This window comes from Parashewanella curva (assembly GCF_003675895.1).
Classification (GTDB): domain Bacteria; phylum Pseudomonadota; class Gammaproteobacteria; order Enterobacterales; family Shewanellaceae; genus Parashewanella; species Parashewanella curva.
Genome location: NZ_ML014759.1, coordinates 43,710 through 61,750 on the forward strand (window position 1 = coordinate 43,710; position 18,041 = coordinate 61,750).

Consider the following 18,041-nt stretch of genomic DNA (forward strand, 5'->3'; position numbering starts at 1 on the left):
CTTGCTCTCTGCCGTTTTTGCAGTTTTTTTGCTAAAATGTTGATTCTTTACCGCTTCGTTGCGAATGCGACAGCCTTTCTTTTGGATGTAGATGAAAGATCACCACGGCATTTTACATGCGCCAATCGCGCCCACGCTGTTTAAAATGACCCTGCCAAATTTGGTGGGAATTTTTACGGTATTAAGCTTCAACCTCATAGATACTTTTTTTATCAGTCGTTTAGGCACGCATGCGTTAACGGCCATCAGTTTTACTTTTCCTGTGACGTTATTGATTGTCAGTATTGCCATTGGGATTGGTGCGGGCGTCTCGACTAACTTCGGGCGATTAATTGGGGCGAAAAAATATAATCAAGCGCGAGTACTTCTGCATGATGCTTTGCTTATCAGTCTATTAGTGACGATGTTGGTGTGTTTAATCGGCTTCTTTAGTATTGATTGGCTATTTCAATTGTTAGGGGCAAAAACAGTAAGCCTGCCGCTTCTCCATGATTACATGAGTATTTGGTATTTAGGGGCGCCAATCTTGGTGTTGCTGATGGTGGGAAACCAAGGCATAAGAGCCACAGGAGATACCCATACTCCCGCAAAAATCATGGTGTTTAGCGCCATTTTGAATGCGATTTTAGATCCGCTGTTGATTTTCGGCATTGGCCCTTTTCCTCGATTAGAGATCCAAGGTGCAGCCATTGCGACGTTGATTTCTTGGTTGATCGCCTTTGGTTTTTCAGGGTATATCATTGCCATAAAGCGTAAGCTGATTGAATTTGTCGATTTTGAGATAAAGCGAGTACAGCACAGTTGGCAACGCTTGGCGCATATCGCACGCCCTGCGGCTTTCACTAATCTGATAAACCCGTTGGCTAATGCGGTGTTAATGGCATTGTTAGCACGATTGGATCATGCTGCCGTAGCCGCATTTGGCGCTGGCACTCGCATTGAATCTATTTTATTAATGGCGGTAATGGCGCTGTCTTCAAGTCTTGTACCTTTCATCGCTCAAAACTTAGGCGCAGGCAAGCCTGAGCGCGCAAAACAAGCTCTGACCCTGTCGTTGAGGTTTATTTTTATATTCCAATGTGTCTTGTATATTCCTGTGTTGCTGTTTTCTCAACACATCGCTCTTTTGTTTACTCAAGATCCAGCTGTTCTGCATTGGCTGCATTTTTATCTAGTAGCCTTGCCCCTCGCCTATGGTGGCTTAGGAATGATCATTTTATTTTCTACCGCTTTAAACGCTTATCACCGCCCGATGAGTTCTTTGGTGATTAATTTAAGCCGATTATTTTTATTAATGCTGCCGCTGGCCTTCCTTGGTTCTTATCTTGAAGGCGTCAAAGGAATTCTATTGGCTTTGCCTTTAACGAATATTGCAATGGGTTTTGCTTGCTATTACTTGGCTAAGCATATTTCAGAGCCTAAGCCACATTAAACCTAAAAAAACTGGCAACTCTGTAAACATAAACGGATTATTAAATTAAGTCAGTTTTATGTACAATTGTTGAGACTTTCTTGCAGTTATATGCTCTAAGTTCTGTAGATATTTTTAGTCACAGAAATAGGTATTTATATTGGCAGTTAGTGGCAGTTCGTTTCAGACAGCCAACTGTTATCAGCAAGCAGTTAGCACCCTCGATTTTTAAACGTTTAGAGAGTGGAAAACAGTGTAAACTTAGCGTCAATACTGGCGAGACTCTCTTACGCCATTACACGGTACAACGGTCAAGTAATAAGCTAACACTGATGCGTAGCCGTCTGCTATTTGCAGATAGTAATGAATATAAATTATCAAGCCGATTAGCAGCCAACACTCATGAGTATCAATTGCTTTAGAGCATTTCTTTGCAAGCCTCTGTTTTATTTTTACAACAAGAGATTTTTGATTCCAGCTCGTCACTGAATGCCCATCAAGTTGACGTAATTAATGCACTCGAGATAGATAAAGCAGCGGCTTTACTCAGTCAAACATTTTTACAAGCCACCCCACCTAATATTAACGGTTTAGCTCAAACATTACAGCAGCTCAATATTAAACAAACACTGGCAATATTTGCGCGCTTTGATAACAACGACAAACAAGCATTACTCCATCTTCGCCAATGGCATCATTCCCAACTGCAGGCTCAACTGTTTTTTGAGCTCATTCCATCGCAACAACAAGCTTTTCTCAAAAAAGCCCAGCCAGCAGAATTGCGCTTGCTATTTGATAACATCCAGTTGCTTGCTTAAGCTCAGGAAATGAACTATGGGGATTGGATAAAAATAGGACTTTGGGAGTCACAAGCCCAAGCACCATTCTATACATCCAAGCTGGCAGCTCTCTTCTCAACACTCGAAGATTTACCAGAACTCAAACAAAAATGCTCATCAGCTATTCTTCAATTACCAGTGAATACTTTTGTTAGTTTCATCGAGCTTTTTCCTAAAGACATGCAAAAAATGTGGTTAGAGCAATACGCCTCGGTGGCTGAAAATTTTCGCACAAATCAAGAAATATTTGCTAATTACTTATGCAAATTCTCAAAAACTGAAACATTAACAATACTGATTTTACTTATGAGGCTCATTTACGCACTTGTTGGGAACTCACAAAGATCGATGAACGACATCTGATATTAAACCAAAATGCACCCTTTATTTATAAAGGCTGCCTATTGTTTTTAACTGATGAGGAATTGTTTGCGCTAATGACCCTAAGCACACTTTCTAGCTTAGCCAAAATGATCGCAATGTACCCAATCCATCCCAAAATGAGCAAATTTTTAATACATGCAGCCTCTCAAAAAACAGAAATACTGAAAAATGCTTGCCAAGTATTATCAGAAAATCACCCGAACTGGAGAGAAACTGAAAGCACGGTATTTCTTCAGGCATATCAAACGGCTGATTTATGCAAGCTAACCCAAGGCCTTGATGTGCTACAACAAAGTCAAGCATCGGTATCTATTTTTGAAAACGCTTATCGCATTCACCAAATACGAGTAAAAATGAATCACAAAGGGGTTCCAACAAGATTAGTCAAAGCTGAAGATCCTCTAATGCCTTATACGTATGATTATGATCCTGAAAAAGTATTTCCTCATATGCGCCAACCTATTGGTTTTAAAGATATAAGCGTAAACACTCAAGATGCTCATTATATGAAGTTTAAAACTAGACCTTTAAAGATAAAAAGGTTTAGAAACTGCACAGAAGAAGAGATCCAAGCTCAAAATAGCTTTACGCGTATGACTTATCGTGCAATACAAGCCGCTTTAGGAAACGATGGTAGAGAGGACTCCTGCTTTGCTCCTGGCTTATTAGGTGTTGTTAAGAAAGGGAAGACAGTTTTAGCTGTACGTGGTGGCGTCGATTTAACTTCATACATTAGGTTACATGGTTCATTGCCACTTGCTCCTTTTGAAGCACTCACATTACAAGTAGCGAAACTACACGATGCAGACATTATTCATAGGGATTTTAAACCAGAGAATATTTTGGTGCGAGACTCGGTAATGGAAGATGGAAAAGTATTTTGGCTACCAAGCATTAAGCTCAAAGTGATCGATCTCAACGACAGCTACATCCCTAAAGCTCAAAACCTGCGAAATACATGCGGTACTGCATCCTACATTACACAAACACTGTTTTGGCATCGAACCCGAGAGCAACAACACAGTGGCTTAACTGCCAATATCAGCAGTGATAATTATGCTCTCTTGCTGACGATTTTTTACACCGTTAGTAGTGTATTTAGAACTCTACCGCTAGAGCATGAAAAAAACCTAATGCACTGGGGTGCTGTTGAACGTATATTCCACAAAGGTATTCTTGATGAATACCAATATGCTAGACCCGATGCCAAAAAAACATTAATGAATATCATTGATCAATATATAAAATTAAAGTACCGAGACACTGTGGTGCGCTTCTTAACAGCCCCTCGTCAAAATCATTTACCAGTAAGCCTACACGAAGTCATAAACTGGGAAGCTGATAAGAAAATGAGGCCTGTTAAGTAACTCAAAAAATCAAATTGGTGACCCCGGCGGCAGTGCCAATGGTTCATTAATTAGCCGATATTTAGGTTCTTTTAACCCTTTATTAATACCTGCCGCCAACCACTGTAAATGTGCTTCACTATCACCACTATTTTGACGAGCATATCGCGCAAGCTGTTTACTCGTTAACACCAAGTGTTCAGCCATCATAGCCTTTACTTCTGCCGAAGTATTTGGGTGATGTAAACTTGCTAAAATACTATCAGCCACCACAGCATTAGTTCTCATCCACAGTCGAACCATATTGGTTTGACTCGGTTTATTAAACCAAGTGCTATTTAACACTTGAGTAAGTAACGCTTTTATCGATAACCGCTCAGCCGAACCTCGATGCGCTTCGTCAATACGATTTAAGCGTTTTGGCTGCAAAATATTATCGCTGATATGACGGCTGAGCACTTCTGCCATACCTAATTCATCGCTGATAACCCCTAACCGAGAGGCAAAGCTTTCTCGGGTGCGACGATAAGCCCCACTTTTGGGTACTAATTGAGTCTTAAGTGCTGTTGGCAAGGCTAATTGTTGTGGCGATAACGCATCGAGTAATGCTTTCAGCGAGCTTCGCTGTGATTCATTAGAGCTAAATTGCCACTTATTGGTATAACCATAATCATAATCGGTACCGCCAATGTATTTCGCAGCAGCATTGATTTGGTAACGTGACAATAAATACATTGGCACCAAAGCGTCACTGAGCTCACCTAATGGTTGTCCATCAAGCAATACGTTCACGTTAAAGTCCTTTAGCGCCTGCTGACGAACCTTTTGCATGCGATTCAGTTCATCAATGGCATTGGTGCCATTATCCCAAAGACTGGCATAAATATGACTGGCATCGGCGGCGCGAGAATCTGACTCTCCAATGTTTCTTAGGCCGTCTTTATGTGCCTGAGCGATCAATGCCTGTAAACTTTGCTTCTGTTCTTTCTGACTATCAAACTTACCGTATCCATACTTAATTGCAAATTCATCCCACTTACCTACGCCAACACCATAGGCATTGTTAATATCAATTTTGCCATTATTCAGAGTAAATTTCGGGTGCGGATAATCCATTACAGAGGCGTCATGAGTTGAAGAAGCCGCAAAGTTATGGCTAATACCTATAGTATGCCCCAGTTCATGAGCCGATAACTGACGAATACGTGCCAATGCCATCTCCATGGAAGCTTTATCGGCTGCGCCACGGTCTTGCCAACCTGCCGTTAATCCTCGAGCAATCAATAAATCTTGGCGAACGCGCAAGCTCCCTAATGTCACATGACCCTTGATGATTTCTCCATTACGAGGATCATGGATAACCGAACCATAAGACCAACCACGGGTAGCGCGATGCACCCATTGGATCATGTTATAGCGCACATCTTGTGGATCGGCACCTTTAGGTAACAATTCAACCTTGAAACCGTCAACAAAGCCCGCTTGTTCAAACGCCGTTGACCACCAGCGAGCACCCTCAAGTAAGGCGCTGCGGATCGGCTCGGGAGCGCCACGATCAAGGTAATACACAATTGGTTTTTTCACTTTACTTGGGGCACTACCCGGATTCACTTTTTCTAATCGATGTCTCAATAAGTAACGTTGAGTTATGGGCTTATCAATCGGTTGTGCATAATCCATGTAAGATCCAGATAAATAACCACTGCGGGGGTCATAGGCTCTAGATTGGTAACCCGCTTCAGGAAGTGCCACCATCGAATAACGCATTTTTAAGGTTAGTTTTTTAGCATCAGGCGTAACTTGCCAAGCATAATTACCCGGCTTATTGCTGGTAAAGGTAAGAAGCACATCAACATCGGCATTTTTGGGAAAGATTTTAATGGACTTTGGCTCCACCAAGGACAACCCTTTTGCCAATTGATAGCTACCTTGCCCAGTATTTTTTAACCTAGCCGCCACTCCGTGGAGATCATTAACAACCAAATCATTTATCGCCACTTTAGGCTGTTTACCATCGACGATTTTGCCACGCCATAAAATGGAATCAGCAAAGGCATCCTTTACCGCTTGTTGCTCAGCTGGATTATCCGAATCGGCTCGATACTTGGTATTCAGCTGTTTAAGGACAAGATCACGACCATAGCGTTCAAATTGTACAAGGCGTGTTGTGCCTAACTGACCTCTATCTAATCCAATATCATTAGAGCCAACGCCTTGCACTAAACTAGTGACCAATAAAAAAGGCTGATTGAGCTTTTCAACATTAAGTAGTAAGTCACCGCTATCATCATCAAACTTCAACTGGTAAAAAGTTTGACTGGAATCTTGTTGCTGCTGCGCCGCTGCAACATCAATAGCAGCGTGAGTGACGGTAGAATAGCTAGAAGTGGCAATAAATATTCCAACTGCCAATCGACTTGAGAGTTTCATGTAGCGTCCTTGATCAATTTTTTTACAACAGCTTACGGTCTGATTATTGGTTATTCAATCCCTAAAAACATCACCACCAAGTGGCATAGAGTCCAGTTAGTATTAGCGCAACACCAGCTGCAGCGGTGTTAAAACCTGAACGAGTCGCAAAGCTGACTTCACTTAAATCAACACTATTGTTTTGATTATTTTGCTTACCCAGTAACGATATCGCGATACATAATCCAAGACAGAGGAGAAAAACTAAGCCAACGCGATCCATAAATGGCAAATCTGGCCATGCCAGTTTTAACAAAATTGAAAAACCCGCCGATCCCATAGCAGCCGCTAAAGCACCATTGGCAGTCGCCTTAGACCAAAACATGCCAAGTAAAAATATCACCACGATGCCCGGTGTAAAGAAACCCGTGAATTCTTGAATATACTGAAAAGCTTGATCAAATTTACCAAGCAGAGGCTCAGCAACAAACAGGGCTATCACCAGCGCGGCTAACGATGTGGCTCGACCGACAAATACATAATGACGCTGGCTTTGAGTTGGTTTTAATTTAGCGTAGATATCCATAGTAAAAATGGTGGATATCGAATTGGTCATCGACGCTAGCGACGACACGATAGCGGCCACCAGTGCAGCAAAGACCAATCCTTTGATGCCTACTGGCATCAGTGACATCATGGATGGATAAGCTTGATCTGGCGCTGTTAATTGCGGGTATAGCACCACAGCAGCAATCCCCGGCAAGACTACAATTAATGGCATAAGCAGTTTTAGGTAAGCGGCAAACGCAATACCTTTTTGGGCTTCGTTAATGCTCTTGGCTGCTAATGCACGTTGAATGATGTATTGATTAAACCCCCAGTAACTGATGTTCATTATCCACATGCCACCAATTAAAACGGAAATACCGGGAAGGCTCATGTAATGTTCATTGTTTGGGCTTAAGATCATATCAAAGTGACTTGGAAGGGTATCGGCTAAGATGCCAAAACCAGCAAGCACTCCTTGGTCGCCGGCACTCTCAGCTACGGAGTCCAATGCCAAGTAACTTAAAAATAAACCACCGAATACCAACAACACGACTTGTAAAATGTCTGTATAAGCCACCGCCTTGAGTCCACCATAAAGTGAATAAGCGACTGAAAAGACCGCAAGGAACACCATTCCCCACATCCAATCCACGCCAGCGACGGTTTCGATAGCTAAACCACCTAACCAAAGAACGGCGGTTAAGTTAACAAAAATGTAAACCGCTAACCAAAATACCGCCAGAGTGGTTTTTACTCGGTGATCAAAACGTTGCTCTAGGTATTGCGGCATGGTGTAAATGCCATTTTTCAAAAAGATGGGTAACATGTACTTACCCACGAGGATCAAGGTAATTGCGGCCATCCATTCATAAGATGCTATCGCTAAGCCAATGGCATAACCTGAGCCTGACATTCCAATGATTTGTTCAGCAGAAATATTAGCAGCAATTAATGACGCCCCAATAGCCCACCAAGGTAAGGCTTTAGAAGCTAAGAAGTAATCTTCAGTATTTTTACCTTCTTTCTTATCGTCTCTTGAGATCCAGAACGCAACAAGCAAGAGCCCGACTACATAGACAATAAACACACTTGAATCGATAAAATCTAACTTCATGGTATTCACCTTTTTATAATTATTTCGCTTATTAGACATTTACCAAGCGCAGTAATCAGGTAAAACACATGTCCGTTTTTAATGCTTAATTGTGCATTCACAGTGCTACAACTCAGGTAGTCAGTTGCAGTTTCCCAAATAAAATTGTATACAATGTAAAATATGCAGTTTGATTTAGCAACGATTTATCAACATCATGGAAGCTGAGCTATGGGCTTTAAGGAAATAAGATCACGCTGAGTGATTCATTCATCACGAGTCACTCAGCGAGTGTAAATGTGATAATGCTCTTTAAAAACTGAAAGATGAAGGTCTTACATTCTAGCGGCAGACTCTCGCTTAACCAGCAATGGCACATACTTTTGTTCCTGCTTAGGCGGAGTTTGATCTTTTGCCGCTAATGCCATAGACAATTTAGCGGCATGTTGCGCCATTTCCTCTACAGGGTAATCTAAGGTCGTTAATTTAGGGCGTGAGAATTGGGCTAAAATGCCATTATCGAACCCAATCACAGAGACATCTTGCGGTACACGGAAACCGTTGTCTTCCAGCGTAGTCACCACACCAATTGCCATCGCATCGTTATAGACAAAGATGGCTGAAAAGGGTTTACCACTTGCAAGTAATTCCTGCGCCGCCAATTTCCCTCCTTGTGGATTAGGCTCTGCATATTTAACCAACTCTGGCGCGAGGGCAACTCCGCTGGCTTCAAGCACCTCTTTAAACCCATTATGGCGGTGAACAGGGTCGTCAATCGCAAAGTTACTCATGATGCATGCACAGTTTTGATGATTTAGCATCAGCAAGTGGCGTCCTGCTATTCGTCCACCTTCAAGGTTATCCAGCCAAATACAACGCTCAGCAATAGCTTTGATATAGCGGTCAATCACAACAAACCCTTTCACCGCTTTGCTAAAGCCAACAAGTTCTTCGGCAGGCAGCTTTTTACTATGCATCACAATGGTATCGCAACGTCTTTCTAATAATAAATTAATGGCTTGACGCTCAGATTCGGCAGTATGCCCCCCCGTGCTCAATAAGATTTGCATATTGTGTTCACGAGCAACTTTATCGATTCCATTAGCTAATACCGCAAAGAAGGGATCGGAAATATCAGGCACAACGACACCAATGGTGGTGCTTTTCTGGCTTACTAAGGCTCGTGCGTTGGCATTAGGCCGATAACCTAGATCAGCCATAATTTTTTTGATTTCTTCGCGCTTTTTATCGCTTACCTTGGGGCCATTGTTGACCACTCTCGAAACGGTAGCAACAGAAACGCCAGCTGCTTTTGCTACATCTTTAATTGTCACCATAAGTTTAGCTGTTGCCTTAATACGCTATTTTTAAAAAGAGCAAGGATTATAAACTAATCAACAAAAATTTAATATTATGTTGCAGAAATAAGGGTAAACGTTTAACCTTTGCAAAAATAAAATATCTAGGAAAACAAATATGACATCGCCATTTGATCCTACTGAGCACCCACACCGTCGTTATAACCCACTGATTAATGAATGGGTTTTGGTGTCACCACACCGCGCTAAACGTCCTTGGCAAGGCCAAATTGAAAAGCTAGAGGAAACGGCAAAGCCAGCTTATGATGAGAGCTGTTTTTTGTGTGCGGGAAATACTCGTATCAATGGTGAAGTTAATGAGAAGTATGAAAAAACCTTTGTCTTCCAGAATGACTTTGCGGCTTTAAAACCTGATACCCCTTTAAATGAAACCGATGATCCTCTGTTTCGTATGCGTACTGAACAAGGGGTAAGCCGTGTTATTTGCTTTTCACCTGACCACAGTAAAACGTTACCACAGCTAAGTGTCGACGAAATCACCGACGTGGTTCAGACATGGAAGAGTCAATGTGCAGATTTGGGTCAAACTTACAAATGGGTGCAAGTATTTGAGAACAAAGGGGCTGTGATGGGCTGCTCTAATCCACACCCTCATGGGCAAGTGTGGGCTCAGCAGCATTTGCCGACCTTGGCCCTGAAAAAACAACAAGCACAGTCTGATTACTTTGCTCAACATGGTAGTAACTTATTAAGTGACTATGTTGCACGTGAAGTTGAATCTCAAGAGCGTGTGGTGGTTGAAAACTCTGATTGGGTAGTGGTCGTTCCTTACTGGGCAAGTTGGCCGTTTGAAACCTTACTATTACCAAAGTTTTCCATTGCTCGTATGACGGGTCTCGATGCTGAAAAAGCCGCTACTTTGGCTGACATTATCAAGCAAATCACCATTCGTTATGACAATTTATTTAATTGCTCTTTCCCGTATTCAATGGGTTGGCATGGTGCACCTTACGATGGTGAAACACACGCCGAGTGGACGTTACATGCTAGCTTCTTCCCACCACTATTACGCTCTGCCACAGTACGTAAATTTATGGTGGGGTACGAAATGATGGCTGAAGCTCAGCGTGATTTAACCGCAGAGCAAGCCGCTGAGCGCCTAAGAAATCTATCCAATATTCACTACAGCGGACAATAAAAAGAGCTAGCCCTATGTCACTTTTATTAGAAAAAACACAAAATGCATTTGCAAAAGCGTTTGCTGTCGCACCTCAATATACCGTTCGAGCACCAGGACGCGTGAACCTGATTGGCGAGCACACTGACTATAATGATGGCTTTGTATTGCCTTGTGCTATCAATTTTCATAGCTTAGTCTGTGCCAACCCACGTCAAGATCGCATTGTTCGCGTAATTGCACTGAATTATGAGCTTGAACAAGACGAATTTAGCTTAGATGCGCCTATTGAACCAGTACAAAAACAATGGGCAAACTATGTTCGTGGTGTAGTAAAAGTACTAGTCGATCGTGGTTATGAATTTAACGGTGCCGATATCGCGGTTTGCGGCAATATTCCGCAAGGAACAGGGCTATCTTCTTCAGCATCTTTAGAAGTGGTAATAGGTCAAACCTTTAAGGCCCTATATAACTTAGACATTTCTCAGCAAGATGTTGCGTTGATTGGTCAAGAAGCTGAAAATAAATTTGTCGGCTGTAATTGCGGGATCATGGATCAATTAATTTCAGCTAAAGCTGAGCAAGGTCATGCATCACTGATTGATTGCAAAACCTTAGAGCTTTCTTCGGTGTCCATTCCGGAAGGTCTGTCAATCGTCATCGTGAACTCCAATAAACAGCGTGGGCTTGTAGACAGTGAGTACAATACCCGTCGCCAACAATGTGAAGCGGCTTCCGCTTATTTCGGAGTAAAAAGCTTACGAGAAGTCGACCTAGCCACACTAGAAGCTGGCATAGATGGTTTAGAGCCAGTGATTGCCAAACGTGCTCGTCATGTGGTCACTGAAAACCAACGTGTATTAGAAGCCGTTGAAGCCATGAACAATGGTAACATTCACAAGCTGCAGGCTTTGATGGCCGCTTCTCATGCCTCAATGCGTGATGATTTTGAAATCACCGTATTTGAAATCGACACCTTAGTCGACATCATCAAAGAAGCCGTTGGCACGCAGGGTGGCGTTCGTATGACTGGTGGTGGTTTTGGTGGTTGTGTGGTTTCTCTTATCCCAGATGAATTAGTTGCAACAGTTGTGAAAACCATTAAAGATAAGTACCCTGCCGCAACAGGCTTAACGCCAGATGTTTTTGTTTGCTCAGCCGAAGCTGGTGCGGGTGAGTTAAAGGAATAATTTTAGGGTAACAAGATGGCAATTTTAGTCACAGGCGGTGCGGGCTATATCGGTTCCCACACGGTTCTGAGCTTATTAGAAAACGATTATGAAGTGGTGGTGTTTGATAACCTATCAAACGCCAGTGAAACCTCACTAAAACGGGTTGAACAATTAACGGGAAAATCCGTCACTTTTGTTCAAGGTGATATTCGTGATAAAGCTGCATTAAGCCAAGTGTTTGAGCAGCATGATATTTCAGCTACTATTCACTTTGCCGCTTTAAAAGCCGTAGGGGAATCCGCACAGATCCCACTGGCTTATTACGACAATAATGTTTATGGCACCATCACCTTATTGGAAGTCATGCAGCAGCATAAAGTTTACGACTTTATCTTTAGCTCTTCAGCCACTGTCTACGGTGAAGAAGCCATTCCGCCTTATGTTGAAACTATGAAGCTCGGTACACCTAGCAGCCCTTATGGCGCAAGCAAGGTTATGGTTGAGCGAGTCATGGAAGACTTTGGCAAATCAGATGCAAACTTCCGTGGTGTGTCTTTGCGTTACTTCAACCCGATTGGTGCTCACGAAAGCGGTCAAATTGGTGAAGATCCTAAAGGTTTGCCTAACAACCTATTACCATTTGTAGCTCAAGTAGCAGTTGGTAAGCGCGAAAAGTTAAGCGTGTTTGGTGACGATTACCCAACTCAAGATGGCTCATGTGAGCGTGATTATTTACACGTTGTCGATTTAGCCGAAGGTCATGTTGCCGCACTAAAGTGGTTGGAAAACAATTCTGATTTTGCTGGTACTGACGCTTTTAACTTAGGTACTGGCAGTGCTATTTCAGTGTTTGCCATTATCAATGCTTTTGAAAGTGCTAATGATATTCAAATTCCATTTGAAGTGGCGCCACGTCGTGCAGGTGATCTGCCTGCGTTTTGGGCTAATGCCGACAAAGCGGCCCAGGCACTTAACTGGCAAGCTAAACGTAGTCTAGAAGATATGATGAAGGATACATGGCGTTGGCAGTCTAATAACCCGAATGGGTATTAACGGTTGTTATATTTTGGATCCCCAAAGCCGTTTTTTTCATAAAGCGGCTTTTTTCTCGACTACGTTAGCTGCTCACGTTAATTTGATTCAGTGAGTTAATTTTGATCAGGGTTTGAAAATAATAGTCTTTAGTTACTTTTCCATCTGAAATAACGTAAATCTTAATTTTTTTAACCTCACCTTTTACTTCAAGCAATTTATTTAAAAAGTACTTTTCTGGTGGAGTCCCGTAGCTTTCATCCAGTTCAAAGACGAGCATTGGGGTAATTTCTACCGAGATATTTCGTCTATCACGGTAATCATTTTGTGTGTTTAAATAAACACGTTCTCCTACCAGAGCAGTGCTTTTAATCGGCAGTTTAAACGTTCCGTTCACACTTTTAGGCGTATGTTGCTCGGCCAAGGCCATGCTGGTATCTGAGTTAACCGCTTGTTTAGATGTCGAACTACAAGCCCCTAAAAATAAACAAAAAGCAACAACAGCAAACTTCATTTTTATCTCCCTATTTTAGTTCTTAATCCAAACAAGTACCTTGTCACCCAATATGGTTTAATCGCAAAATAGCAAGTGGCCGCACAAACAGAAAAAGTAGCTACAAGCAGACTTAACGATTTAACCGCGATTCCTGCGTCCCACTGCACAATATAATAAGCAAACACCACAATAATGGTTTGATGCAAAATATAAAAAGGGTAAATCAGTTCATTAGCCGTCTTTAACCATTTTGGTGTGGATTTACACATGACACTGGCGTACCCGACTAATGTTAGTAAACCTGACCATGATACTAAGGTGCAGACCAACCACCATAGTTGCCAACGTATATCTAATGACACATAGGCGCTAATATCGGGCTTGAAATAATAGCCGTAAAACAACAGCGAACTGAATATAAACCACTTGAGATTGGTGCTGCGATTATCAGCAAGTGCTTTCCAAATAATCGGACTTTTTATAAAACACATACCTGCCACAAAGAACATTAGGAAAAATACGGACACTGATAAGTTTTCAATATTATGGCTTTGCGATGGCATCGCCCATTTCAGGCTTAACCTCACCGTTAACACCAAGAGCACTAATGAGAAAAGCCCATGCTGAATGACGACTAGTCGACTGAGTTTATTGATAAAGCGTTCACCGAGGTTACTGTTTAAAACACGATTCAATGGCGCGGCCATAATCATAAAAATGATCAAAAATTCGATAAACCACAGATGATTAGCGTCGAATGACAAGACTAACTTTTTATAAGCGTCGACTACGCCTTGATAATCACCAATATTCTCGTAGTAATTTTGTGGAGGGACGATGAACATCATTGCAATAATAAGCGGCACAAATAACCGATGAAACTTACTCACAAGAAACGCTTTTACACTGACCCTTTGCAATAGAATAAAGCTGCCAGCCCCTGCGACAAAAAATAAGGTTTGCAGCCGTAGCTGTTCAAAATACACCATAATGTCATCGAGTAATTTACTCGATTCATTGTTCATTACATGCCAGCCATCGCCATTAAATGGCATAAACACATGATGCAGAAATACCGCTAATATCAACAACACTCTAAGCCAATCTAACTCTGAATATCGTATTTGTTCCATCTTCTTCATTCGTCCATGTTTGATTTTATTTATAGGAGCAACGCCGCTGCAACACTAACCACCAACAGAACAGCAAAGACAATACGAATAAACCGAGCACGCTTTGGTGTCGCGAACACCGGCTTTAATAGCCCGCCCGCTCCCAGCCAAATCACATCAACAATACAAGCTACGACAAATCCCGTTAAGCCAGTTAAGACGTAACTTAGAACTACATTGTCGACAGGAAGTAGAAATTGTGAAAACAAGGCTAAGAACGCGGCATATACTTTTGGATTAAACAGATTCAATAAAAAACCGTCTTTAAAGTCAGGTGCTTCATCCCGCTGACCCACTCCGCCTTTTGCAGTCGCAATTTTATAAGCGACAAACAAAATATACCCTGTCGCAATCAGCTGACAAACTATTCGAACTTTGGGAAAGGTTTCAAATAACGCAGCCAAACCAACCGCTGCAATGGTGATCGCAACCGCTATACCGGATAAAATCCCAGCAAGAAATGGAAGCCCTCTTTTAAACCCTGAACTGGCACCTACCGCTGCTAACGCCAATGGCGCAGGACCGGGCGATCCTAAAAACGCGGCTGTGGTTAATACTAAGGTGATCCAACTTTCTAACATGCCTGTACTTCCTTATAGCCCACCTGAGACATCAATAATATCACCAGTGATAAATGAGGCTTTTTCTGATAATAACCAACTTATGGTGTGTGCGACTTCTTCAGCTTTACCATAACGTTTTAGGGGAATTGCATCTGCAAGCCGTTTAACTCGATTGACTTCCCCACCGTCCGCATGGATTTCTGTATCGATAATGGCAGGTCGTACGCAGTTCACGCGAATGTTTCTGGGAGCCAACTCTTTAGCTAAGCCTATGGTAAGAGAGTCAATAGCTCCTTTAGAAGCCGCGTAATCAAGGTATTCATTGGGCGCTCCCGTTCTCGCAGCAACAGAGCCAATATTGACTATCGCACCGCCATTAGGCATGTGTTCAAGGGCAAATTTACTACACAGAAAGTAGCTGGTGATGTTATTGGTTAAAATGCGATTGATTCTAGATTCCGTTAACTCTGTAAGCGGACTTTGTGTTTCTAAGATACCAACATTATTGACAAGGTGGGTGACGACACCCAATTCAGAAACAGCAAATTCAAATAACGACTTTACACCTTGAGTGTTAGATACATCGGCTTTAAAGGCTACCGCCATTCCACCAGCTTGCTTAATTTCATCGACAAGTTGTTCTGCTTTTTGTTGATTAGATTTGAAATTAATACAAACAAAGTAACCTTCAGAGACTAATACCTTTGCAGTAGCAGCCCCAATTCCTCTGCCGCCACCAGTAATCACAACAACCTTCTTCACTTACACTCCATGTTCATGCTTACATAACAAAATGATAACATCATGCTTTGTTAATCAAAACAACAATGATGTAATGGAATGTTTATGAGTAGAGGCACCTATTGAGAGTCAAATCGCGACAAAGAGAATTGGTAGTTACCAACTCCCTTGAGTGCTAAAGAACTCGTATGACTCCACGTCTTGTAGCTTTTGCGAGAGTTGGCGACCAAGATTCAATAAATTCGAATTGTGTTGGTAATGCGCAATTGCTTCTTTAAGCTCAGAAATGGCTTGCTGCGTTCTGCCTAAACTATCAAGGGCAATGTAATACACATAGGCATATTGAGCATTATCGGACGCTTGGTTAACCGCTCGCTTAAAATAGGTTAACGCTTGTTGATGCTGCTTTTGACGAATTAAAAATAAACCATAGCTGTAACTCACAACCGCTGAATTAGGGACATTTTGTAGCGCTTCTGAGTACACTTTCCGCTCTTTATTCGCTTGGCGCAAGTTGCGATAAATATCGGTCAAGTTGATATATGATTCAGCAAAGTAAGGGTCAACTTTAATGCTGTGATTAAGCGCCACAATAGCCGCATCATAGTTTCTCATCCTCACCAATTCTTGACTGGCATTCAAGCTACCTTCTCCTCGCCACGCATTAGTATCATGGGACGATACAAGCTCGTCATACGCCGCTTTAAGTGCGTTCATATCGGTAAGGTGTGAGTCCAATAATGCCGTTGCCGTTGTGACTCGAATAGCGCGGTATTGATCTTTAAGCAATTTGGGCAAAGATAATTGGCGTTGCCCCTCTGGCAATAATTGCCCAATCTTCGCTACCGCTAAGCGGATCAATGGCTCTTTGGAGTTTATCCAAGGCTCGACTGTAGCATTGTCTATTTGCCTTGTACTGTTGGGCAGCAAGGCTATTGCACTGGCACGCTTGATCACCGCCAAACGGTGATCATTGATAACCGCTAAGTGCTGAGATAAAGGTAACCCACCTTGCTTTTGTAGCAGAATATAATCCAATTCAACCTGAGTTAAAGTATTTGATTTGCCGTACCAAGAAGCCACTTTGGCAGTCGACCAACTGACAGGCTTATCTTTATGGCAAGTGCTGCAGGCATTCGGAATACCAAACTCTTCAGTCAAGCTCGGTCTTGGAATGCTAAAGCTGTGATCTCGCCTATCATCAACGCCCATATATCGAGTTTCTGGCATATGACAACTGACACATTGTGCGCCTTCACTATCAAATGGATGGTTGAGGTGAGCTTGGGTTTGATAGGCATCGGCTTTATGACATTGCAAACACAAGCCATTATTTTGGGCTTTCACCTTCATGGTGTGTTTGTCGTGACAATCAAGGCAGTTCACTCCAGCTTTATACATCTTACTTTGTAAAAATGAGCCGTAAACATACACTTCTTCTTTGATTTGGCCATCGGCATGGTACAAAGGTGCGGCAAGTAAATCGGGCGTAAATTGATCTAAAAAGGGTTTGGCAGGATCAATGCCATCTGTCAGTGGCGTACGCAGTGCATGGCAAGCAAAACAGGTATCCATAAAGCGATTATCACGATGACTATCTGTTCGGCTGGCAATGTTTTCGCCCGGCTTAAACATCCAGTCTAATTGCGAACCAACTTTAGGTTTGGGCGCTTTAAAGTGATCATCTTTTACCGTATGACACGACTTACAATTGACATTGATGCCTTCAAATGTGGTGTTAAAGGTATTACTGGTTTTATCGTAATTTCGAGTAAGTCCCTGCGAGTGACAATCAGCACACATGCCATTCCAGTTTTGTAGTGGTTGCTGCCAATGAAAGCGATCATTAGGTTTCACATCTTCATCAGCATAATTAGGATACCAACGCTGCCCACCTTCAGATTTTGTGCGGCTGTCCCATGAAAACGAAAAGGTTTGGTAGCGGCCATTATTGGTTTTTATCAAGTACTGTTGCAGTGGGTAGTGACCAAAAGTGTAAGCGATTTGGTAACGCTGCGTTTTGCCACCTTCAATAAGCTCAACCCAGAATGTCTTCCCTTTCTTAAAAAATCGAGCTTTTTGAGTGTGATGCTTCACTGTCACATTATTAAAATTCCCCAAGACACTTTGATCATTAGGCAACATCATAGCTTTGGCGTGATCGGACTTAAGCCAATCTTTGTGCTCGGTTTTATGGCAACTGGTGCAGTTAACTGAATGGGTTGGGCTCGCGTTGGCGATACCGATAAACAGCGACATCAAAAATAGAAAGGAGCTTAATATTATCTTTAATTTCCAAGTCATTCTGATCCCACTTCTTATTGTTATTTTCCGAACA

At 42.2% G+C, this 18,041-nt stretch carries 16 protein-coding genes; 8 read left to right on the top strand and 8 right to left on the bottom strand.

Features of this window, described 5'->3' with window-relative positions:
- Positions 1-91 precede the first annotated feature (91 nt).
- The 5 genes from D5018_RS04500 (at position 92) to D5018_RS04520 (ending at position 4,001) form a co-directional block, all read left to right on the top strand.
- Positions 92-1,432: an MATE family efflux transporter gene (locus D5018_RS04500; protein ID WP_121837811.1), complete on the top strand. Its 1,341-nt coding sequence runs from the start codon at positions 92-94 to the stop codon at positions 1,430-1,432.
- Between the two features lie 80 nt (positions 1,433-1,512).
- Entirely contained in the window at positions 1,513-1,833 is a 321-nt protein-coding gene (locus tag D5018_RS04505) for a hypothetical protein (protein ID WP_133309233.1), read from the top strand.
- Between the two features lie 9 nt (positions 1,834-1,842).
- Positions 1,843-2,229 (top strand): hypothetical protein, encoded by a 387-nt coding sequence (locus D5018_RS04510; RefSeq protein ID WP_121837813.1) that lies wholly within the window; start codon positions 1,843-1,845, stop codon positions 2,227-2,229.
- Positions 2,230-2,238: 9 nt separating this feature from the next.
- Positions 2,239-2,613: a hypothetical protein gene (locus D5018_RS04515; protein WP_121837814.1), complete on the top strand. Its 375-nt coding sequence runs from the start codon at positions 2,239-2,241 to the stop codon at positions 2,611-2,613.
- Between the two features lie 74 nt (positions 2,614-2,687).
- On the top strand, positions 2,688-4,001 hold the full coding sequence (locus tag D5018_RS04520) for a protein kinase family protein (RefSeq protein ID WP_133309234.1): 1,314 nt from the start codon (positions 2,688-2,690) through the stop codon (positions 3,999-4,001).
- 9 nt (positions 4,002-4,010) lie between these two features.
- On the opposite strand, the gene D5018_RS04525 is transcribed toward D5018_RS04520, so the two are convergent.
- The 3 genes from D5018_RS04525 to D5018_RS04535 all read right to left on the bottom strand — a co-directional run bounded on the left by D5018_RS04525 (position 4,011) and on the right by D5018_RS04535 (position 9,368).
- Positions 4,011-6,410: a zinc-dependent metalloprotease gene (locus tag D5018_RS04525; protein ID WP_121837816.1), complete on the bottom strand. Its 2,400-nt coding sequence runs from the start codon at positions 6,408-6,410 to the stop codon at positions 4,011-4,013.
- Positions 6,411-6,480: 70 nt separating this feature from the next.
- The gene (locus D5018_RS04530; RefSeq protein WP_121837817.1) at positions 6,481-8,052 is read right to left on the bottom strand and encodes a sodium/sugar symporter; all 1,572 of its coding nucleotides are present in this window, start codon (positions 8,050-8,052) and stop codon (positions 6,481-6,483) included.
- Positions 8,053-8,366: 314 nt separating this feature from the next.
- Positions 8,367-9,368: a LacI family DNA-binding transcriptional regulator gene (locus D5018_RS04535; RefSeq protein WP_121837818.1), complete on the bottom strand. Its 1,002-nt coding sequence runs from the start codon at positions 9,366-9,368 to the stop codon at positions 8,367-8,369.
- Between the two features lie 139 nt (positions 9,369-9,507).
- On the opposite strand from D5018_RS04535, the gene D5018_RS04540 reads away from it, so the two are divergent.
- The 3 genes from D5018_RS04540 to galE are packed head-to-tail and all read left to right on the top strand — an operon-like array spanning position 9,508 to position 12,752.
- Positions 9,508-10,548, top strand: a complete 1,041-nt coding sequence (locus D5018_RS04540; RefSeq protein WP_121837819.1) for a UDP-glucose--hexose-1-phosphate uridylyltransferase — start codon at positions 9,508-9,510, stop codon at positions 10,546-10,548.
- Between the two features lie 14 nt (positions 10,549-10,562).
- Positions 10,563-11,717 (top strand): galactokinase, encoded by a 1,155-nt coding sequence (gene galK, locus D5018_RS04545; RefSeq protein ID WP_121837820.1) that lies wholly within the window; start codon positions 10,563-10,565, stop codon positions 11,715-11,717.
- Positions 11,718-11,732: 15 nt separating this feature from the next.
- Entirely contained in the window at positions 11,733-12,752 is a 1,020-nt protein-coding gene (gene galE, locus D5018_RS04550) for a UDP-glucose 4-epimerase GalE (RefSeq protein WP_121837821.1), read from the top strand.
- 64 nt (positions 12,753-12,816) lie between these two features.
- Here galE and D5018_RS04555 read toward each other — a convergent pair whose 3' ends face one another.
- From D5018_RS04555 to D5018_RS04575, 5 genes are all read right to left on the bottom strand, one after another.
- Positions 12,817-13,245 carry a hypothetical protein gene (locus D5018_RS04555; protein WP_121837822.1) on the bottom strand — a complete coding sequence of 143 codons (429 nt, stop codon included), beginning with the start codon at positions 13,243-13,245 and terminating at the stop codon, positions 12,817-12,819.
- A 2-nt stretch (positions 13,246-13,247) separates the two neighbouring features.
- Entirely contained in the window at positions 13,248-14,360 is a 1,113-nt protein-coding gene (locus D5018_RS04560; protein ID WP_121837823.1) for an acyltransferase family protein, read from the bottom strand.
- A 29-nt stretch (positions 14,361-14,389) separates the two neighbouring features.
- A complete protein-coding gene (locus tag D5018_RS04565) occupies positions 14,390-14,980 on the bottom strand; it encodes a LysE family translocator (protein ID WP_121837824.1) in 591 nt (196 codons plus the stop codon).
- A gap of 12 nt (positions 14,981-14,992) precedes the next feature.
- The gene (locus D5018_RS04570; RefSeq protein WP_121837825.1) at positions 14,993-15,724 is read right to left on the bottom strand and encodes an SDR family oxidoreductase; all 732 of its coding nucleotides are present in this window, start codon (positions 15,722-15,724) and stop codon (positions 14,993-14,995) included.
- 135 nt (positions 15,725-15,859) lie between these two features.
- Positions 15,860-18,007 carry a multiheme c-type cytochrome gene (locus D5018_RS04575; protein ID WP_121837826.1) on the bottom strand — a complete coding sequence of 716 codons (2,148 nt, stop codon included), beginning with the start codon at positions 18,005-18,007 and terminating at the stop codon, positions 15,860-15,862.
- Positions 18,008-18,041 lie beyond the last annotated feature (34 nt).